18 protein-coding genes and 1 pseudogene are annotated in these 18,609 nt (G+C 72.4%); 3 read left to right on the top strand and 16 right to left on the bottom strand.

The annotated features are described in order from the left end of the window. Positions 1-4 precede the first annotated feature (4 nt). The 9 genes and pseudogenes from ACWD4G_RS20125 to ACWD4G_RS20085 form a co-directional block, all read right to left on the bottom strand. Positions 5-928 carry a peptidoglycan-binding protein gene (locus ACWD4G_RS20125; protein WP_451295172.1) on the bottom strand — a complete coding sequence of 308 codons (924 nt, stop codon included), beginning with the start codon at positions 926-928 and terminating at the stop codon, positions 5-7. Continuing rightward, on the bottom strand, positions 928-3,294 hold the full coding sequence (locus ACWD4G_RS20120) for a BTAD domain-containing putative transcriptional regulator (protein ID WP_451295170.1): 2,367 nt from the start codon (positions 3,292-3,294) through the stop codon (positions 928-930). Before ACWD4G_RS20120 ends, ACWD4G_RS20125 begins: the two co-directional genes overlap by 1 nt. A 497-nt stretch (positions 3,295-3,791) precedes the next feature. Further along, positions 3,792-3,923: pseudogene (locus tag ACWD4G_RS20115) on the bottom strand (TetR family transcriptional regulator); the annotation flags it as partial. Positions 3,924-4,054: 131 nt separating this feature from the next. Continuing rightward, a complete protein-coding gene (locus ACWD4G_RS20110; protein WP_451295168.1) occupies positions 4,055-5,206 on the bottom strand; it encodes a CU044_5270 family protein in 1,152 nt (383 codons plus the stop codon). After that, positions 5,203-5,871, bottom strand: a complete 669-nt coding sequence (locus tag ACWD4G_RS20105) for an RNA polymerase sigma factor (protein ID WP_451295166.1) — start codon at positions 5,869-5,871, stop codon at positions 5,203-5,205. The genes ACWD4G_RS20110 and ACWD4G_RS20105 overlap by 4 nt, the downstream gene beginning before the upstream one ends. Before the next feature lie 17 nt (positions 5,872-5,888). Next, positions 5,889-6,965: a helix-turn-helix domain-containing protein gene (locus ACWD4G_RS20100; protein WP_451295164.1), complete on the bottom strand. Its 1,077-nt coding sequence runs from the start codon at positions 6,963-6,965 to the stop codon at positions 5,889-5,891. Between the two features lie 68 nt (positions 6,966-7,033). After that, positions 7,034-7,216: a hypothetical protein gene (locus ACWD4G_RS20095; protein ID WP_451295162.1), complete on the bottom strand. Its 183-nt coding sequence runs from the start codon at positions 7,214-7,216 to the stop codon at positions 7,034-7,036. Positions 7,217-7,253: 37 nt separating this feature from the next. Beyond that, positions 7,254-7,403, bottom strand: a complete 150-nt coding sequence (locus tag ACWD4G_RS20090; protein WP_451295160.1) for a hypothetical protein — start codon at positions 7,401-7,403, stop codon at positions 7,254-7,256. A 208-nt stretch (positions 7,404-7,611) separates the two neighbouring features. Continuing rightward, a complete protein-coding gene (locus ACWD4G_RS20085) occupies positions 7,612-7,953 on the bottom strand; it encodes an SCO4225 family membrane protein (RefSeq protein ID WP_451295158.1) in 342 nt (113 codons plus the stop codon). Between the two features lie 203 nt (positions 7,954-8,156). Here ACWD4G_RS20085 and ACWD4G_RS20080 point away from each other — a divergent pair, with 203 nt between their 5' ends. After that, positions 8,157-9,227, top strand: coding sequence for a hypothetical protein (locus ACWD4G_RS20080; protein WP_451295156.1), 1,071 nt, complete (start codon positions 8,157-8,159; stop codon positions 9,225-9,227). Positions 9,228-9,286: 59 nt separating this feature from the next. Here ACWD4G_RS20080 and ACWD4G_RS20075 read toward each other — a convergent pair whose 3' ends face one another. From ACWD4G_RS20075 to ACWD4G_RS20065, 3 genes are all read right to left on the bottom strand, one after another. Further along, positions 9,287-10,444, bottom strand: coding sequence for a sugar ABC transporter permease (locus ACWD4G_RS20075; RefSeq protein ID WP_451295374.1), 1,158 nt, complete (start codon positions 10,442-10,444; stop codon positions 9,287-9,289). A 275-nt stretch (positions 10,445-10,719) separates the two neighbouring features. Then, complete coding sequence (locus ACWD4G_RS20070; protein ID WP_451295154.1) at positions 10,720-11,499, bottom strand: ATP-binding cassette domain-containing protein; 780 nt, start codon at positions 11,497-11,499, stop codon at positions 10,720-10,722. 109 nt (positions 11,500-11,608) lie between these two features. Further along, positions 11,609-12,739 carry a sugar ABC transporter substrate-binding protein gene (locus tag ACWD4G_RS20065; protein ID WP_451295152.1) on the bottom strand — a complete coding sequence of 377 codons (1,131 nt, stop codon included), beginning with the start codon at positions 12,737-12,739 and terminating at the stop codon, positions 11,609-11,611. A gap of 295 nt (positions 12,740-13,034) precedes the next feature. On the opposite strand from ACWD4G_RS20065, the gene ACWD4G_RS20060 reads away from it, so the two are divergent. Continuing rightward, positions 13,035-13,766: a hypothetical protein gene (locus ACWD4G_RS20060; protein WP_451295150.1), complete on the top strand. Its 732-nt coding sequence runs from the start codon at positions 13,035-13,037 to the stop codon at positions 13,764-13,766. Between the two features lie 6 nt (positions 13,767-13,772). Here the strand turns inward: ACWD4G_RS20060 and ACWD4G_RS20055 are convergent, their stop codons facing one another. The 4 genes from ACWD4G_RS20055 to ACWD4G_RS20040 form a co-directional block, all read right to left on the bottom strand. Next, positions 13,773-14,138, bottom strand: coding sequence for a hypothetical protein (locus ACWD4G_RS20055; RefSeq protein WP_451295148.1), 366 nt, complete (start codon positions 14,136-14,138; stop codon positions 13,773-13,775). Positions 14,139-14,182: 44 nt separating this feature from the next. Further along, positions 14,183-15,094 (bottom strand): helix-turn-helix domain-containing protein, encoded by a 912-nt coding sequence (locus ACWD4G_RS20050; RefSeq protein ID WP_451295146.1) that lies wholly within the window; start codon positions 15,092-15,094, stop codon positions 14,183-14,185. Between the two features lie 172 nt (positions 15,095-15,266). Next, complete coding sequence (locus ACWD4G_RS20045; RefSeq protein WP_451295372.1) at positions 15,267-15,959, bottom strand: response regulator; 693 nt, start codon at positions 15,957-15,959, stop codon at positions 15,267-15,269. 161 nt (positions 15,960-16,120) lie between these two features. Beyond that, a complete protein-coding gene (locus tag ACWD4G_RS20040; RefSeq protein ID WP_451295144.1) occupies positions 16,121-17,545 on the bottom strand; it encodes a sensor histidine kinase in 1,425 nt (474 codons plus the stop codon). A 194-nt stretch (positions 17,546-17,739) separates the two neighbouring features. Here ACWD4G_RS20040 and ACWD4G_RS20035 point away from each other — a divergent pair, with 194 nt between their 5' ends. Beyond that, positions 17,740-18,483 carry a VanZ family protein gene (locus ACWD4G_RS20035; RefSeq protein ID WP_451295142.1) on the top strand — a complete coding sequence of 248 codons (744 nt, stop codon included), beginning with the start codon at positions 17,740-17,742 and terminating at the stop codon, positions 18,481-18,483. The last annotated feature ends 126 nt before the right edge of the window (positions 18,484-18,609 follow it).

The following is an 18,609-nucleotide window of genomic DNA, read 5'->3' as shown; positions in this document are numbered from 1 at the left end:
TCGGTTACGAGAACAGCAGGCGCCAGGTCAGGGGGCCCGGAGTGCCGTCGGCGTCGCCGCGCAGTTCCTTGCGGGACTTCTGGAAGTCGCGGACGTTGAGGCGGTCGGCCTCGCCCCAGGTCTTGCTGGGGCCCACCTTGTAGTGGTCGCCGAAGCCGCGCTTGACCAGTTGCTTGCCCAGCTGGAGGACGTACGCGTTCGAGGCGCCGGCGGTGAAGTGCTTGCGGCCCGGGAAGGCGGGGGGCTTGGGCTTGGCGGGGGGCGTCGTCTCGGGCTTGTCGTCGTCGAGGTCGAGGTCCAGCTCGGTCCTCGCGTACTTCAGGACACGCGCGAAGTCGACCGCGCCCGGGTCGCCGTGGGTGTTCTCGGGGACGTGCATATGACCGCAGACCCCCTTGAAGTCCGTCCACCGCGCCCCCGTCAGCCGCTGGCCGCCACCATTGCCGTACGAACTCGGGTACGCGGGCCAGGACTTGGGGCCGGTCAGCGGTACGCCGTGCTCCTCGTGCATCCAGGCGAGGAAGCGGGCGATACCGCGCAACGCCCAGTCGGGGGCGTCCGGCCAGTACACGTGCGACCTGCCCGACGCCTTCCACCTGGTGTGGGTCTTCGGGTCGCAGGTGCCGACCAGTTCGACCTGGCAGACGTTCATCGTGTTCGTCTCGACACCGCCGCGCAGATTGACCAGCGCGCGGGCGGAGGTCTCGATGTCGAAGTGCTGGTACCACCTCAGCTTCTTGGCGGCGAGGTCGGGGACCGCCGTCAGGTTGGGGGCCGAGGTGCCGCCGCCGTAGTCGGGCAGGCTCGGGCCTTCCGTGGTGTGCAGGACGACTACGTTGACCTGCATCGGGTCGCCGCCGAAGTCGTCCTGGTACCAGTTCGCCCGGCTGGCTCCGGGGAAACGCTGGGGGCCGGTCTTGGTGCTCATCACAGACTCCTGGGGTGGGTGTGTCCGGTGTGTCCGGTGTGTCCGGGGGAGAGGGAAGGGCCCGCCGCCCGTAGATGCCGGGCCAGTCGGGCCGGGTCGACGTCGTCCCGGCGGGCCAGCGCACGGGCGAGGGCGGCGTGCCGCAGCTGCCGTGCGGAGGGGGTCTGGGTGCTCAGCACCACGTCACGCGGGAGTTCGGGGAGGCGGTAGCGACCGATGTCGGTGCCGCTGCCGATGTCGGTGGCGCTGCCGATGTCGGTGGCGCTGCCGATGTCGGTGGTGGTGGTGGTGGCGGTGTCCGTGTCCCACACGAGGATGCGGGCGGTCACGGCGGCGTCGATCAGGGGGAGGAGTTCGTCGGGGGCCAGGTCCTGGACCTCGGCCAGCAGTTCCACGTCCAGCCACGCGCCGTCGGCGGCGGCGTACGCGAGCATCGTGCGGGCCGGGTCGGGCAGTTCGACGAGGCGGGCGTGGAGGAGGTTGCGTACGGCGGCCGGTATGCGTGCCTCGGGGCCGGTGCGCCTCTCGGGCGGCAGCTTGAGCAGTTCGGCCAGCGCGAACGGGTGGCCCTCGGCCCGGCGGTGCAGCGCGGTCGCCTGCCCCGCCGCCCGCTGAGGCGTGGCCTCCTCGCCGTGCGCCACCAGCAGCTGGGCCACGTCGGCGGCGGTCAGCGGTTCCAGGGTCAGCCAGGCCGTGTCGAGCAGGGCGAGGTCGGCGAGGAGCATGCTGGTCGCCGGGTTGTCGAAGTCGCCGCGCAGGGTGCACACGAACACGACGGGGCCCTCACGGAGTACCTTCGCGAGCCGCCGCAGCAGCCGGTGGAAGCCCTGCGGTGCCTGGTCGAGATCGTCGACGACGACCAGCGTAGGCGCCTGGGTCAGCTCGTGGACGACCGTGGCGAGGGGGTCCTTCTGCGCCACCTCGTCCTCGGCGGAGTCCTTGCCGTCCTGCCGCAGCGCGTCGAGGAGCTGCACGGTGGGGCAGGTCTGGGAGATACCCCGGTTGCCGCTGAGCGCCTGACCGGCCCGGGTACGGGCGACCGTGAACCCGGCCGCCGCCGCCCGCGCCGACACCTCCTCCGCCAGCCGCGTCTTGCCGAACCCCTGCTCCCCGCCGACCACCGCCCACCGGGGCCGCCCGGCCGTCGCGGCCGACAACAGCGCGGCGAGCTGGGCCATCTCCCGGCCCCGGCCGACGAGGGGGGTGACGTCGACGGGGTCGAGGCCGAGGTTGTGGTTGACGTTGTGGTTACGGCTGTGGATGTGGTCAGGGCCGGGCGTGGGGTACGGGGATACGTCCCCGGCGCCGAGGCCGTGGCGCGGCGACAGCGCACCGCCGGACACCGCCCCGCCGGACACCGCCCCGCCGGACTCCACAGTGCCGAACCCGCCCGCGCCCGACACCGCCGTACCCGGCGACATGACCGTACCCGGCGCCCCGACCGTACCCGGCGGCACAGCCATACCCGGCGCCAGAGCCACCCCCGGTGAAACCACCGCACCCGGCGCCACAGCGGCACCCGGCGACACGGCGCCCCCGCCCGGCATCGCCGCCAGCGCGGCCGAAGCCGACGGGCGCGGTGTGCCGAGGACGACGACGTCGTGCCGGAGGATCGCGGTGTGCAGGTCCCGCAGTTGGGGGCTCGGGTCGAGGCCCAGTTCGGTGGCCAGCATGTCGCGGAACCGCTCGTACTGCCGCAGCGCCTCCACCGGCCGCCCGGCCGCGTACAGCGCCCGCATCAGCAGCGCCCACGACGTCTCGCGCAGCGGCTCCTTCAGGACGAGGTCGTCGGCGACGTCGATGGCCAGTTCCGTCTCGCCCTGCTGGACGAGGATCGCGGCCCGTAGCTCCCGGGCGTCCTGGAGGATGCCGTCGAGGCGGGTGCGTTCCCGGATCGCGAAGGCGTGCTCGGTGGCTTCGGCGAGGGCCTCGCCTCGCCACAGCGCGAGCGCCGCGTCGATCTCCTGGCGGGCGGTGGACAGGTGCCGTTGCCGCAGGGCCTCGCGGGCGCGGCCCACGGACTCCTCGAAGCGGGTCGCGTCCCGTGCCTCGCGCGGCACCTTCAGGGCGTACCCGGCGGGGCCGCTGACCAGCATGTTCGACCGGCCCTGGAGGTCGGGGTCGAGCACCGCGCGCAACCGGCTGATGTGGGCGCGTACGGAGGAGGCGGCGCCCGTCGGGCGGTCTGTCGGCCACAGGTCGCGGCAGAGCGTGTGCTGCGAGACGGGTCGGCCGTCCTCGATGAGCAGCCGGACCAGCAGCAACCGTCGCTGCCGGGGGCCCAGTTCGAGGGCGTCCTCGCCCCTGTGCACCTCGACGGGGCCGAGCACCCCGAAACGCATTTCGGGTCCGAGACGTGAGTTCACCGGGTGGGCCCTCCTGGGTGGCGCAGCGTACGAAGGGCGTCGCCGAACACGGCATCGGGGCACGCAGGGTACGCGTCTGACCTGTGCGGAGGCCGGGACGGCGGGTCGACGTCCCCGGTCACGCAGTCAACCAATGCGTCGTTGCTCCGCTGTTGTTCATGTGTTGTCGCCGCGCCCGTACCGGGCCGCTCGGCCGAGGAAACCGTCACCGCGCCCTCCCAGCGATTCCTGATCAGCTCGGTTGAAATTCTCGGAGGCCGGTCCTCCGGTCACATCACCGGGAGGGCTTGCTCTGCGGCCCGCCCGTCTGCAACCAGAGATAGAGAGGGGGTGGGGGGGACGTAGCCCTTCGGGGAGCCCCGGGCCTGGCCCGGGGCGGGTCCGGGACGGGTCCGGGACGGGTCCGGGACGGGTCCGGGACGGGTCCGGGACGGGTCCGGGACGGGTCCGGGACGGGTCCGGGACGGGTCCGTCCGGGGTGCACGTGTCCGGCGGTGACGCGGCTCGCCGGCGGCGGCCGACGCGTCGAGCAGTTCGGTGCGGACGGGGACCAGCCGGTCGAGGACGTACGCGTGCAGCGCCTCGAAACCGGCGTGGTCGGACCGCGGCGGGGCGGCGAGCCCGTGCTTGCCGGACCGGCACCTCACGGGCGGCACTGCCGTGGTGGGCCCGGAGAACGAAAGTCGGGGGAGCCGACCCCTGGGCAGGGACCCAGGGGCGGCGTTCGGCGGCACGGGGTGGAGGCCACCCCCGACTGTGACTACAACCGCGACCGCGAAGGGGTCTGCTTCAGCTCGTCGACGATCGCGCGGTTGATGACGGCGCTGGTGTAGACGACGGTGCCGGGGGTGAGCAGGGCGTCGTCGCCGGTGCCCTTGTGGATCTGGACGATGCGTTCGCCGAGGAAGACATGGGTCTTCTTGTCGAAGATCCACTCCTCGCGCTGTCCGCTGGTCTCGTCCAGCCGGGCCACGGCCACCCCGTGCCGCCCGTCGGCGTCCACGGCGTCCTCGACGACCACCACCCCCGGGATCTTCGCGGCGGCCTTGAACAGCGCCGAGTACAGCTCCGCCGGCGGATAGCTCTCGCCGAGCAGATCCCCGATGGTGGCGAACGCCTGCTGGTCGGGGGAGTTGCCCTGCCCCTCGGTCTCCTTGTAGATCTTGGCCAGCAGGGCGTCGGGGTCGGTGGTGAGGTCGGCGAGGTAGTCGTACGACGGGGCGTTGAGGGTGGCCTCCGGGGTGTCGCCCCGCTCGTCGGGCAGGCTCAGGGTCTCGCCCTCGGGGCTGTCGTTGACACCGGGGTCGATCAGCCAGCCCTTGGTGCCGTCCGGGGACTCCCACACCTGACGGCGGTGCAACTCGTCACTGACCAGGCTCGACTTGTCGTCGACGGTCTTGATGTACGTCTGGGCCGTCTTGGACTCGATGTAGATGTACTGGCCGGGGGCGACGTCCGGGTGGGTGGTGTCGGCCGCGGCGAGCGAGATCTCGTCGAGGAGCTGGGGCACACCCTTGGTGGTCGCGCTGCCGATCTCCGTGGTCAGCGCCGGTCCGGTGGCGACCCCGCTGTCCCTGACCCCGGTGCCGTCACCGCCGGACAGCGACACCCCGGCGATCACCGCCGCCGCCACGGCCGCCGCCAGCGCGGGCAGCGCGAACGCCGGGCGGGGGAGGCGAAGCCGCCGGGGCCGTACGGTGGTGGTCGCGGGCGCCGCCGCCGTCTCGGTGCGCTCTCCCCGTGCACCCTGTACACCCTGTACGTCCTGCCGCATGTCATGGATCTGGGCCATCAGCTGCTCCTTGTGGAACCGGTGGCGGCCCGGCGGCAGGTCACGCGCGGTCCGGGACAGCAGCTCCGCCGCGCTCTCATCCCACTCGGCAGGGTTCTGCCGGGACGTGTTCGCGTTCATCGGTTTCCTTCCTGTGCGGGCCGGATCACGTGGGTGCGATCACCTCTTGTCTGTCGGGGAGCGCGACCGCCTTCCCGAATTCCGCGAACTTTTCCGTACGACTCACCGCGCACATCGGTGTCGGCATCGCCATGGGTGCCGGTGCCGGCGATCGCGCGGAGCTTCTTGCGGGCCCGGGAGAGGCGGGAGGCCACCGTGCCGACCGGGATGCCGAGGGCCTCCGCCGCCGCCTCGTAGTCCAGTCCCTCGCCGAGGCAGAGGGTGACGACCTCGCGTTCGGCTCTGCGCAGCTCGGCGAGGGCGGTGAGGGCGGTGGCGAGGCGCCGGCGGTCGTCGACGCGGTCGGCCACCTCGTCGGCGTGGTCGGGCACCGACAGCTCGGCCGCCGCGGCGGCATGGGCGGCGGCGCGGTAACGCCGGTTGCTCCGGTACTGGTTGCGGGCGGTGTTGGTGGCGATGCCCAGCAACCAGGGCCGCAGGGAACCGCCTTCGGGGTCCACCTTCTCCCGCAGCCGCCATGCCTCAAGGAAGGTCGCGGCCATCACGTCCTCGGCCACCGACCAGTCGGCGGTCAGCCGGAAGGCATGGTTGTAGACCGCGCGGGCGTAGCTGTCGAAGAGTTCCGCGAACGCGCTGGATTCCCCGGCCCGTACCCGGGTTCGCATATGAGTGCTCACTCCCGTCAGCTGTCCGGCACCCTCTGCCGCCTTCCCATGACCTGCGTCACAGTCGTGGAGGGGGGCGGCTGCCTGGGGCGCGGCGGACGGATCTCGCCCGGTGTGCGGGCGTAGCGGGCGCGGAAGACCCGGGTGAAGTGGGCCTGGCCGGCGAAGCCCCAGTGGTGGGCGATCTCGGCGACGGTGAGATGGCGGCAGCCGGGGTCGGTGAGCTGCGCATACGCCTGCGCCAGCCGCCGGTCGAGGATGTGACGGGCGGGGCTGGTGCCCGTACCACCGTCACCGTCACCACCGGCCTCGGCACCCGTACCGGTACCGGTCGTCCGGAAGATGCGACTGAGGTGGCGGGCGGAGACCCCGATCGCGTCGGCGACGCGTTCCGCGCTCAGACCCGGGTCGCGCAGATGCCGTTCGATGTAGTCCTGGGCCATGGCCAGCCGCGAGGACGCGGTCGGCGGGACGGCCCCGTTCCCCAACCGGGGCGCCGCCAGGGCCCGTACGAGGTCCAGGGCGGTGTCCTCGATCGGTACGGCATCCTCGGTGCCCCGGCCTTCCAGTACCGATTCCAAGGCGGCCGCCACCGCGCCCTCGCCCGCCGGACCCCGCTCGAACAGCAGGGGTGCCGGCAGGTCACCGGCGGCGCAGCGTTCGGTGAAGGTCTCGCGGGGGATGTCGACCAGCAACTGCCGCATGGCGGAGGGGAAGCCGAAGAGATACGGGCGGCGGGTGTCGTAGAGGACGACGTCGCCCGCCCGGAGTGTGTGGCAGCCGCCCTCGTGGAAGAACACCGCCTGACCGGCCGTGAGGAGACTGCCGAAGACGGAGTCCTTGGGGAGGTCCCGGCAGGTGCGCCGGGTGCGTTCGATGACGTGCTCGTTGCCGGAGATCTCGGCGGGCCGCAGTCCGTCCGGCCGTGGTCCGCCCAGCCGGAAGTTGGTCTGGGTGGCCAGCAGACCGTCGGGGGAGTACGACGAGCAGGTCAGACCGACCAGGGCCCGCCGGTTGTACTCCTGCCAGAACTCGATCCGGTCGTCGGGGTCGACGGACAGGGTGGACACACGGGAGACGAGGGCCACGCTCACACGGCGAAGCTACCGGAGCATCGGTGTATCGGCGCATCGGTGTATCAGCGCATCGACGACGTATCGGATCACCGGAAGAGCGAGTTGACGTAGTCGGCCCCGATACCGACCTTCTCGTAGTGCGTACGGCACATCTCGATGTAGTCGTGGACGTCGAAGTAACCGGCGGTGTTCCCGTCCTCGTCGAGCCAGATCAGGGGGCCCTTGACGATGAAGAACGCCTTCATCGGCTCGTCGCTCTCGTACGCCACGAGTGTGTGCCCCTCGCCCGGCGCCTCGTAGACGAAGTCACCGGCTCGGGCGGTCCAGGGCCGCGTAGTAGCGGTCGTCGTCGGTGGCCACCTGGGGGAGGCAGACCTCGGGCAGCGCGTCCGGTTTGACGGAGTCCTGGATCGGCTTGAGCCCCTTCCAGAACTCACCGCCTGCGGCTTCGGGCATGGTCGGCCCCCTTTGTCTCTGAGCAACGGGAGATCGGGCGGCCGACAGTGAACTCCGTCGGCGGACACCGGGTCTTTCCCGAGGCGGACATCCGCCTTGCCCATTCGGGACCTGCGGGCAAGCAGTGGGCGGGGGCTCGCGGGTGGTGGCAAGCCGTGGGCGGGGGCGCCGGGCCCGTGGGCCGGTCAGGTGCCGGAGGGCCGGGCGGTCAGGCGCCGGGCGCGGGGCGGGTGATCGACGGGCGGCGGTTGCTCAGCGCGCGGACGACCGCCCCGATGACGGCGGCGTTCGCGACGGCGCCGATCGCCATCCCCGCGTAGAAGGGCGCGTCGGTGGGAATCCAGCCGAGCGCGATGGTGAACACCCAGTTCAGCGGGGCGGTCAGCAGCATCGGCACGACATACGCCATGGAGGCGTCGGCTCTGCTCAGGAACAGCTCTTCGTAGAGCGCGTATCCACCCGTGAGGGCGACGACGGCCAAGTAGGCACGGGACACCCAGTTGTTCACGGCCAGAGCGAACAGGGCACGGGCGCGGCGCGAGTAACTCATGGTCTTCTCCGATCGGTTGGTCGAGAGGCCCGCCCGGACTCGTCCGAAAAGAGATCCGGCAGCCACTCCTCACGATGTCCGAGACGGGGAAACCACGGCATGAGTTGCGCTACTCAGTCACGCCGCCCGAACCCTGCCCTTTGGGGCAACCGATCCCCGCGAGTGACAGGGGACTGTCGGTGGCTGCTGGCAGGATCACCGGCATGGTTCTCGTACGTACGACTCCGCCGCGTCCTGTCAAGGTGACCGCGGTCCTTCCCGAGCTGGCTCCGTTGGCGCGTCCCGCGATTCGGCTGCATCCGCGTCCCGGGTCGCCTTCGGCGGGGGAGAGTTCGGTCGGGGGGCCGTTGCTGTGGCCGGCCGAGGAGCCGTGGCCGCACTGCGAGAGCGCGCACCTGGACAGCGGGTTCCGCCAGTCGCCGGCGGACGTACGGCTGGAGAGGCGCAGGCTGGCCCGGCTGCACCGTGATCCCCATGGTCCCGCCTTCACGGCCGAGGAGGAGGCGGTCAAGGAGCGGAATGCCGCGAGGCTCGCGCAGCGACGCGACGCCGGCCCTCCCTGGCCCGCGGAGTGCCCGGTCCCCATGGTGGCCGTGGCTCAGCTGTATCTGCGCGACATACCCCTGTTGCGGCCGCCGGGAGAGGCCGATCTGCTCCAGGTCCTCTGGTGTCCCTACGACCACGCCCCGGACGCGAAGCCCGCGACCGCGGTGTTCTGGCGGTCCGCCGCCTCGGTCGTCGATGTCCTCGCCGCGCCGCCGGAACCGTATGAGGCGGACTACCCGGGCTATGTGCCGGAGCCCTGTCTGCTGGCACCGGAAGCGATCACCGAGTACCCCAACAGCCTCGATCTGAGCCCGGAGATGAGATCGGCGGTGGGGGACTGGAGCAGATGGCGGACAGCCGGCGTGGACGTGGACGACTCGTACGCGGACTGTCCGGAGGAGTTCTACGACGACCATCTGGCCGACGCTCCGGGCTGGAAGGTCGGAGGCTGGCCGCCCTGGGGCCGTACCGACCCGTACCCCCGGTACTGCGCCGTCTGCGACGCCCGGATGGTCCCGCTGCTGACCATCGCCTCCTTCGAATGGGACGGTGGTGAGGGACGCGGCTGGGCGCCGTACGAAGACCGGGCCGCCGCCTACGCCGCCGGTCATCACGCCGGCCGGCACCCGGCGCAGCCGACGAGGGTCGAAGTGGGCAGCACGGACAATATGCAGCTCTACGTCTGTCCGGCCTCGCCCGAGCATCCACACACCGACCTGATCCAGTGAACTGTCGGACCTGTCACTCGGCACAGGGGCCCGCTGACCGCGTTCCGCCCGGGCGGCGCTCACGCCCGCCCCCGCGACTCCGCCGCCCGTCTCGCCAGGGAGTCGAAGATGACGGCGATGAGGAGGACACCGCCAGTGATCATGAACTGGACGGCGGGCGCCACGCCCAGGAGGGCCATGCCGGAGGCGATCGACTGGATGATGAGGACGCCGAGGAGGGCCGACCAGGCCGAGCCCCGGCCGCCGAAGAGGCTGGTGCCGCCGATGACGGCCGCGGCGATGGAGTTGATCAGCAGCATCCCGGAGCCCGGCACCTGCGTCGCCGCGGTCAGCCGGGACGCCACGAACAGTCCGCCGATCGCGGCCAGCGTCCCCGACAGCAGGAACACCGAGATCCGTACCCGCGACACGGCCACCCCGGCCCTCCGGGCCGCCTCCGCCCCGCCGCCCAGCGCGAGGACCTGCCGGCCGTACGGGGTACGGCGCAGGAACAGGTCCGACGCGACGACGACCGCGATGAAGATCAGCAGCGCCAGCGGCAGCCCCTCGAACCGGCCCAGCACATGGACGGCGGTGAACGCGACCGCCGCGAGAACCGCCGTACGCACCCAGATCTCCCCCACCGGCCGGGCCGGCATCCCGGCCGCCGCGCGCCGTCGGCGGTCGTGGTACGAGACGAGGAGATAGGCGAGTGTGCCGAGCGCCGCCAGGCCGTAGGTGACGGCGGCGTCACCGAAGTGGCGGCTGGTCAGCTCGCCGACGAACCCGTCGCCGCCGAAGTGGATGGTGCTCTCCGGGCCCAGCAGATAGAGCATCAGACCGTTCCAGGCCAGCAGGCCCGCGAGGGTGACGACGAACGCCGGAACGCCGATCTTGGTGAAGACGAACCCGTGAAACGCCCCGGCGGCGGCGCCCCCGGCCACCGCCGTGAGCACGGCGAGCCCCTCCGGCACCCCTTGGTTGACGTTCAGGGCCGCGAACAGGGCGCCCGACAAGCCCGCGAGCGAGCCCACCGACAGATCGATCTCGCCGATCAGCAGGACGAAGACGACACCGATGGCGACCATGCCGGTGCCCACGATGTCCACGCTGAGCACGGACAGATTGCGCGGCGAGAGGAAGTTGGAGTTCAGGCTCTGGAAGACGATCCAGGTGACGGCGAGGGCGAGCAGCGCGGGCACCGGCCCGACGTCCCCTTCACGCACCTGCCGCCGCACCCTGCCCGCGTACGCCCGAACGTGTCCGCCGTGCGACCGGAAGTGGGGTCGGAGGTGCGCCCCGTACGACCGGAGGCGTGCGCCGTACGACCGGAAGCGCGGTCGGAGGTGCGCGCCGTAGGGCCGTCGCCCGGTCGGCGGGCGGGGTGGGCGGGGCTCGCCGCCCGACTCCCCGTCCCCGCCCTGGGGCCGCTCCTCGCCGACGCCGTCCCCGCCGCCGATCCCCTTCCCCCCGCCGATCCCCTCCCCGCCGCCGATCCCCTTCCCCCCGCCCCTCACGGCCACGTCTCCTCCGGGCGGGCCGGGTGGTGGGCGGCGGCGGTGTTGTCCGTGGCGCCGGTGATGGCGGAGATGATCTGTTCCTGGGAGGTGGTGTTGACGTTGAAGACGCCGTTGTTGCGGCCGAGGCGCAGGACGGCCACCCGGTCGGCGACGGCCTTGATGTCCCCCATGTTGTGGCTGATCAGGAGGACCCCGGCGCCCCGGTCGCGCAGTTCCTCGATGAGGTCGAGGAGCTGGTTGGTCTGTTCGAAGCCGAGCGAGGCGGTCGGCTCGTCGAGGATCAGCAGTCTCGGCGGGTCGAGGAAGGAGCGGGTGAGCGCGACGACCTGCCGCTGCCCGCCGGACAGCGTGGCGAGCGGCACCCGTACGTCGGGGATGCGGATGGAGAGGATCTTCAGCAGCTCACGGGTGCGGCGCTCCATCTCCACCTCGTCGAGGACGCCGAACCGGTGGATCTCCCGGCCGAGGAAGAGATTGCCGACGACATCGAGGTTCCCGCACATCGCGAGGTCCTGGTAGACGGTGGCGATGCCCAGCTCCTTGGCGTCCTGGGGCCGTTTGATCCGTACGGCCGAGCCCTCCCACTCGATGTCGCCCTTGTCGGCGGGACCGGCCCCCGAGATCACCTTGACCAGGGTGGACTTCCCGGCGGCGTTGTCCCCCACCAGGGCGACGACCTCCCCGGCCCTGATCTCCAGTTCGACGTCCACGAGCGCCTGGACGGCGGCGAAGCGCTTGGAGACGCCGCGCAACGCCAGCAGAGGCTGAACCACTCCGGTCCCCTCCTTCCGCTCAGCCGGTCTCCCCGTTGCGCCCGATCGGTCCGGCTTCCCGCCTCAACCGGCCGTCAGTCCGGTGCTCAACCGTTCGTCAGTCCGGTGCTCAACCGGCCGTCAGTCCGGCCTCCTCACAGGCCGCCCGGAGCTTCGGGGTGCAGATCTGGTCGATGGTGTACATACCATCCTTTACCAGGGTGTCCTCGATGTTGCCTGCCGTCACCGAGACCGAGGGGAGCAGGACCGCCGGGATGTCCTGGTCGGTGGGGCTGTCGACGGTGCCGGTGGCGATGGAGTCGACGCTGTCGCCGCGCCCCAGGGCGACGGCCATCTCGGCGGCGGCGTCGGCCGCGGGCTTGAACGGCTTGTACACGGTCATGTACTGCTCGCCCGTGACGATCCGCTGGACGGCCGCGAGGTCGGCGTCCTGCCCGGTGACCGGCGGCAGCGGCCTGACGGCGGCGGCGTTGAGGGCGGAGATCACGGCACCGGCCATGGTGTCGTTGGCGGAGAGCACGCCGTCGATGTTCTCGGCACCCAGGGCCGAGATGGCGCCGTTCATGTTGGCGTAGGCGTTCTCCGGCCGCCAGCCGACGGTGTCGTACGACTTGCCGATCTTCACCTTGCCCTCCAGGACGGAGAGGGCTCCCCGCTTGTACCAGGCGGCGTTGGGGTCGACCGTGGCGCCGTTCATCATGACGATCTGGCCGCCGTCCGCCTTGTCGCCCATGGCCTTCAGCAGGCCCTCGGCCTGGAGTTCGCCGACTGTCTCGCCGTCGAAGGTGACATAACCGGAGATGGGCCCCTCCGCGAGCCGGTCATAGGCGACGACCGGGATGTCGGCCCGCTCCGCGGCCTCCACCGAGGAGCGCAGCGCCTCCGGGTCCACGGCGGCGACGATCAGGACGTCGACGCCCCGGGTGATCATGGCTTCGAGCTGCTGCCGCTGGGTCGACGCCTCGGGGGTGGCCGCGACGGCCGGGTCCGGACAGTCCGGACACAGCTCCTTCAGCCGCTCCTCGATCAACGGCTGGTCGAACTGCCCGAATCGGGAGGCCCCGCCGCCGGGCAGCAGCACCCCGACACTGAGGCTGTCGCCCCCACTCCCTACCCCGCCGCCGTCCCCGCCCCCTCCGCACCCGGCGGCCAGCGCCAGCGCGGAAGCCACCGCGAGCGCCGCCGCCCCACGCGCGAGGGGGCCGCGCCGCACCACCGAAACCCAGACACCGAGACCCATTTTCGGTTCCTTAGGGAGGCTTGTCCGATACATCCATGTACTGGACCTTTGCCCCCAAGCGTAACGAAGCGCCCGCCATCGGCCCGGCCCGTCGGCGCACGCCCGCGCCCGTTCCCGTCCGGCTGCACCCCCGTTTCCGCCCGGCTTCACCCCCGTTCCCGCCCGGCTTCGTGCCTGCTTCCGCCCGGCCTCCCCCGCCCTCACCCGCCTTCACAAGCCCCGCCCCCGGTGCCGACCGGCTCCTCGGATCGCACTGATAGCTTGCTGCCCCATCAGCTCATAACGGGGGACACCGATGAACCAGCAACCACCGCCGCCCGCGCAGCCGCCGCACCACCCCTACAACCCGTACGGCGGACCACAAGCGGGCGTCCCGCAGCAGCCGCCGGGGCCCGTCCCGCAGCAGCCGCCGCCCGGCTACGGACCGCAGTCCACGCCCGCCGCCGGGCCGCCCCCGATGCAGCCGGGGTACCCGGGCCACCAAGGGCACCCGGGGCAGTTGGGCCATCCGGGGCACCCCGCGCCGCCGTTCCGGCCGCAGCCCATGCCGCCGCGGCCGAACTCGGGCGGGCACCCGGTCGGCGCGGTCTTCCTCGGCTTCGCCGTCTCGTTCCTCGTCGCGTTCCTCTTCACCATCCTCATCGCGACCACGTACGAGGACCTGACGTTCGCCACGAGCACGGCCCTCTACCTGGGCCACGCCCTGCTCAACGCGGCGATCGTCGGCTCACTGATCGGCCTGGTCGGCGGCCGCAGCGCCGGCGCGCGGGTCGCCGCGGCGATCATCGCCGCGCTCGCCGCCTTCTTCGGCTACACCAACGCGCTCCCCCTGATCTTCGCCATCGAGGAGACCCCCTCCGCCGCCTGGGACCTGATCACCTACGAGCCGTTCTTCCCGGCCAAGGCGTGGTGGAACGACGAGGGGAGCGGCGGGGTCGACTGGACCTCCCCGCTCGGCCTGGTCCTCGCCGCCGGCACGGCGTTCGCCCTCGCCTACGTGGTCGGCAACCGGCGCCGCCGGGCATGACGACGCTCAGGGCGACTCACGGCTCCTGACGAGGAGTCGGACCCCGGTGGCGATGCGGAGGACGCCGTAGAGCATCGGCCCCCAGCTCACCACATACCCGAGCGCGCCCTCGGCCTGGTCGTGGGTGACGACGGCGGCGAGCAGGCCCCCGATGAGCCAGGCCGCGCCGAACTCGACGGCACGTCTGCCCCGCGCCGCCAGAACGGCCGACGCTCGGGCGCGGAGCCGTCGTCGTACGCCGCGACGGAACTCCCGTACGGCCGTGTGCGGTTGTCGGTCAAGTTCGGCCCCTGGGATGTGACCTTGAGCTTCCAGTCCTGCGGGCCGGTCGGACGGTCCCCCGCGCCGCCCGACCGGCCAACGGCCCGACATGGTCCAACGGTCCTGCACGGACACCGGCCCCGCACGCCGCGACGTTATCGGCCGCTGGGCGGCGCCGTCTTGGACGAATTCGCACTCCCCGAGAGGGAGAGCGCGCCCTCCACGCGCCGGGCGGCGATCATCCGGCCGGGGGTGGTCCCGGCGATGGCGCGGAACTCGCGGTTGAGGTGGGCCTGGTCGTAGTAGCCGCAGGCCGTCGAGATCTCGGTGAGGCTCGCGGTCCCGCGCCCGAGCATCGCCACGGCGTGGCGGAAGCGCAGCACCCGGGCGGACGCCTTGGGGGTGAGCCCGATCTGCTGGGTGAACCGGCGGATCAAGTAGCCCTGGCTCCAGCCCACTTCGGCGGCGATACGGGCGATCGGGACGACTCCCGCGCTGCCGGTGAGCAGCCGCCAGGCGTGGCCGACCTCGGGGGCGGGCTCCGGGCCGCCGCCGAGCCGGGCGAGCAGCGCCGCGTCCAGCAGATCGAACCGGCCCGCCCAGTCCGGCATGGCCGCCAGCCGCTCCACCAGTCTCCCCGCGTCGGGCCCGAGTACGTCCTCGATCCGTACGGCCAGGTTCGTCAGCTCGCTCATCGGCATGCCGAACAGCCGATAGGCGCCCAGCGGGGTGAACTCGACGCGGATCGCCTCCTGCCCGCCGGGGTGCACACAGATCGCGGGCCGGTCCTCGACCCCCACCACCAGCGACCCGATGCTTCCGCTGTCCCCGCCCGCCAGTCCCAGCCGCCGGACCCCGGTGAACGGCTCCGCGAGGTTGATCAGCAGCGTCGCCCGCCCGGTCGGCACCAGCCGGGCCTCGTACGGGGTGGCCACGGCTTCCCAGTAGCCGACGTAGCTGCGCAGAAACGGCCGCAGCCCCGGGTGCCAGGGCCGAGCCACCCGCCACAGCCCGCCGAGCCGCCCCACCTCGACCCCGCCCGACCGGCCCCGCACACCCTGAACCACCTGGAGGCTCCCCTCGCCGGCGAGGCACCGCGCTGAGCGAACCGCCCGGCGGCTCCGCCGTATCCCCGACGGCTGCCCCGTGCGGCAGCCGGTCATTCCCCGCACCTCACGGCAATCCTCTTACCGCCTCCCGAGATGTGGCCGGGCACGCCTACGGCGGCTCAGGCCCCTCTCACCCCTCCACCACTCCCGACCGCCACGCCCACGCCGCGATCTCCACCCTGTTGCGGGCCGGGAGTTTGGTCTGGATGTTGCCGAGGTGGGTCTTGACCGTGCCGACGGAGATGGAGAGTTCGGCCGCTATCTCGGCGTTGGTGAGGCCCGTGGCGACCAGGCGGACCACGTCCGTCTCCCGGGAGGAGAGGCCGGAGTCCGGGTTCTGGTGGGGGCGGGCCGTCGCCAACGGGCCCGTGCGGCCGCGCAGGAGGCGGAGGGTGATCGACGGGCTCACCAGGGCCTCGCCGGAGGCCGCCGCCCGGATCGCCTCGATCAGAAGCGCAGGGCCCGAGTCCTTGAGGAGGAATCCGCAGGCGCCGTCGTTCAACGCCCGGTGGACGTACTCGTCGTCGTCGAAGGTGGTGGCCACCACGACCTTCGGCGGGTCGACCAGGCCGGGGCGGGTGAGGAGGCGCAGGGCCTCCAGACCGTCCAGGCGCGGCATGCGGATGTCCATCAACACCACGTCGGGGCGGTGGCGTTCGGCCAGTTCCACCGCCTCCAGGCCGTCCGCCGCCTGGGCCACGACCTCGATGTCGTCCTCGGCGGAAAGGATCATCTCGAAGCCGGTGCGGACCATGGCCTGGTCGTCGGCCAGCAGGACACGGATCTTCGCCGGGCCCGCCTGCGGAGTCTGGTGGGGAGTCACACCCGCATTCACGGCCGCGCCCGCACTCGGGTTCGGGTTCGGGTTCGGGTTCGGGTTCGGGTTGATGCTCACAGCGTCCACGTCCACGTCCACATCCACATCCACCTTCGCGCTCACACTCTGATCCGGGGTCATATACGTCAGGCCGCGCTTCCCGTACGTCACGCCGCGTTCCCCACCCGTACCCGCCCGGCCGGCGCGGCGGCGCCGCCCACCGGCAGTGTGGCCTCGGTCCGCCAGCCGCCGCCCTCCACGGGGCCCGCCTCGACCCGGCCGCCGATCAGGCCCACGCGCTCGCTCAGGCCCTTCAGGCCGTAACCGCCGCCGAGGGCCTGGAGGGTGTGGTGGCCGGTGCGGGGGTGGCCGTCGTCGGTGACCGTGACCGTGAGGCGGGGGCCCGTGCGGACCAGGTCCACCTCGACCTCGGTGAAGTCGCGGGCGTGCTTGCGGATGTTGGTCAGCGCCTCCATGACGACGCGGTGGAGGGTGGTGACGACCTCCATCGGCAGATCGTCGAAGTCGCCCTCCGTCCGCAGGCTCGCCCGCGCCCCACCCACCGGCGCGAACTCCTCGACCAGGGAGCGGACTTCGGTCATCCCGGCGAGCGGGGCGAGGGGCGCCGCCGCCTCCCGTCCGCGGTCCCCGCCGTCCGTACCGTGCGCCCCGTCCGTCCCGTCCGCCCCGGTGGAGCCCTCCGCGGCGGTGTCGCGCAGCATCCCCACCATCGAACGCATCGACTTCAGCGCCTCCGCGCCCGCGTACTCGATGCGCTCCAGGGCCGGTGACACGAGGTCCGGGCGGCGCGCGGCGATCGAGCGGGCGCCCTGGGCCTGGATGACGATGCCCGTGACGTGGTGGGCGACGAAGTCGTGCAGATCGCGGGCGAACTCGGCGCGCTGCTCCAGCCGTACGGCCGACGCCCGGCGGCGGCGGTCCTCGGCCACCAGCCGCGCGGTCAGACCGATGGCCAGGGCCGCCGTCACGACCAGGGTGAAGAAGAACGCCAGGAGCACCCCGCCCACATCGACCCTCGCGGCCAGCGGGCGTACGACGATCGCCGCCATGGCCATCGGTACGGCGAGCACCGCCCACCGCGGCGAGCCACGCCAGGCGGTCAGGACCAACAGCCCCGCCAGCGCGGCCGGTTCGGCGAAGCCGCCCACCGAGCCCACGGGGGTGTAGGAGTCCGAGCCGTGTTCCCACACCGCGACGACGTGGACGACGGCCGTGGTGGCGAGCGACAGGGCCGCCACGGCGCCGGTCACCAGCGACAGGTGCCGTGCGCCGAGGCGCGGCCAGAGCAACAGGGCGGCGCACGACAGCAGTTCGGAGATCAGCAGCAGCGGGCCGGCCGTGGTGGCGTCGGCCTTGGCGAACGGGTCGCCCAGCAGACCGAACACGCCCATCCCGTAGTCGAAGGCACCGAGGCCGAACAGCAGCACCGCGACCACGGGCCACACCACCGTCCGCAGCCGCGACGTCGGCCGGGACCAACTCCCATGCCATTGCCGCACCCGCGCCGACCGGGGCCGTTCCCCGGGCCGCTGCCACGACCTCGCCGACCGGGACCATCGCCAGGACCTCATGCCGGGAGCGTAGCCGGGGGATCGGCCGAAAGTCGTAGTGCGCCTCGGAAGTTCTGCCTTTCGCAAGATCCGCGGCGGGGGTGCGGTGGACGAGAGTTGCTCTCGCCGCCGGAGGACGTCGACGCCGGCACCGGCACCCAACACCGGCACCGCCCGGCATCCGACCGTCCCCCCTCGGAGCGAGGAGCACACCCATGAGCGTCTTCAGCATCGGCCGCATCGGCATCGGCGACTTCGGCCTCGACTTCCTCACCGGCGGCGGCTCCGGGATCGGTGCCGCGATCGCGCTCGGGCCGCTGCTGGCCGGGTTCGGGCTGCTCGTGGCCGTACTCGCCCGGCGCGGAACGCCCGGCTGGACCGGCGCCCACGCGGTGACCCGGCTGCTGACCGCCGCGTACGTCGCCGGGGTGCTCGCTCTCGCGGTCTTCCCGGTCCTCGTGACCTACGGGACGTACGGCGGTCACATGGCCGGGCAGTTGGAGTCCGCGCCGCAGAACAGCTTCGGCGCCAGTCTCCTCGCCAACCTGGCGCTGATGCTCCCGCTCGGCATGCTGCTGCCGCTGCTGTACTCCAGGGCCACCACGCTGGAACGGGTCACCGGCCTCGCGGTGACGTCGGCCCTGGCCCTCGAAATGGGCCAGCACATCCTGTACATCGCAGGCGGCGACCCGCACCCCGTGATGATCGGCGACATCATCGGCGGCACCTTCGGCGGTCTCATCGGCTACATCGTCCTCAGCCTGGCCCTCCGGGTCCCGGCGGTCGCCCGGCTCCTGCTCACCCTCGCCCTCCCCGGTTCGGCCATGGCCACGGTGGCCCAGGCCCCGCGCCGCGGCCTCAACGGCCCCGGCCGCCCCGGCGGCACCGGCGACGCCGACCGCACCGACCGCACCAACGGCACGCAGGACGCCGATGGCGCCCACCTCTCCTACAGCTGACCGGCCGTCCGCCCCGCTCCCCCTCCGAAACACTTCCCGAGAGGCATGTCATTGCCCGCGGACGGCCCCCTCGGCCGCCCGCGGACATCGGCGTTCGGGGGCTGACGGCTGTTCGGCGGCCGAAGG

The sequence above is a fragment of the Streptomyces sp. NPDC002643 genome (assembly GCF_053592555.1).
Note: the sequence above shows the minus strand (reverse complement) of the source record. Positions and strands in the feature narration are given on the sequence as shown.

What these genes read in the sequence shown, in the direction of transcription:
- ACWD4G_RS20035 (WP_451295142.1), top strand. Translation starts at nt 17,740, where the DNA reads ATGAGCGTCTTCAGCATCGGCCGCATCGGCATCGGCGACTTCGGCCTC.
- ACWD4G_RS20110 (WP_451295168.1), bottom strand. Translation starts at nt 5,206, where the DNA reads ATGAACGCGAACACGTCCCGGCAGAACCCTGCCGAGTGGGATGAGAGC.
- ACWD4G_RS20040 (WP_451295144.1), bottom strand. Translation starts at nt 17,545, where the DNA reads ATGAGGTCCTGGCGATGGTCCCGGTCGGCGAGGTCGTGGCAGCGGCCC.
- ACWD4G_RS20065 (WP_451295152.1), bottom strand. Translation starts at nt 12,739, where the DNA reads ATGGGTCTCGGTGTCTGGGTTTCGGTGGTGCGGCGCGGCCCCCTCGCG.
- ACWD4G_RS20125 (WP_451295172.1), bottom strand. Translation starts at nt 928, where the DNA reads ATGAGCACCAAGACCGGCCCCCAGCGTTTCCCCGGAGCCAGCCGGGCG.
- ACWD4G_RS20105 (WP_451295166.1), bottom strand. Translation starts at nt 5,871, where the DNA reads ATGCGAACCCGGGTACGGGCCGGGGAATCCAGCGCGTTCGCGGAACTC.
- ACWD4G_RS20090 (WP_451295160.1), bottom strand. Translation starts at nt 7,403, where the DNA reads ATGCCCGAAGCCGCAGGCGGTGAGTTCTGGAAGGGGCTCAAGCCGATC.
- ACWD4G_RS20060 (WP_451295150.1), top strand. Translation starts at nt 13,035, where the DNA reads ATGAACCAGCAACCACCGCCGCCCGCGCAGCCGCCGCACCACCCCTAC.
- ACWD4G_RS20055 (WP_451295148.1), bottom strand. Translation starts at nt 14,138, where the DNA reads ATGTCGGGCCGTTGGCCGGTCGGGCGGCGCGGGGGACCGTCCGACCGG.
- ACWD4G_RS20085 (WP_451295158.1), bottom strand. Translation starts at nt 7,953, where the DNA reads ATGAGTTACTCGCGCCGCGCCCGTGCCCTGTTCGCTCTGGCCGTGAAC.
- ACWD4G_RS20080 (WP_451295156.1), top strand. Translation starts at nt 8,157, where the DNA reads ATGGTTCTCGTACGTACGACTCCGCCGCGTCCTGTCAAGGTGACCGCG.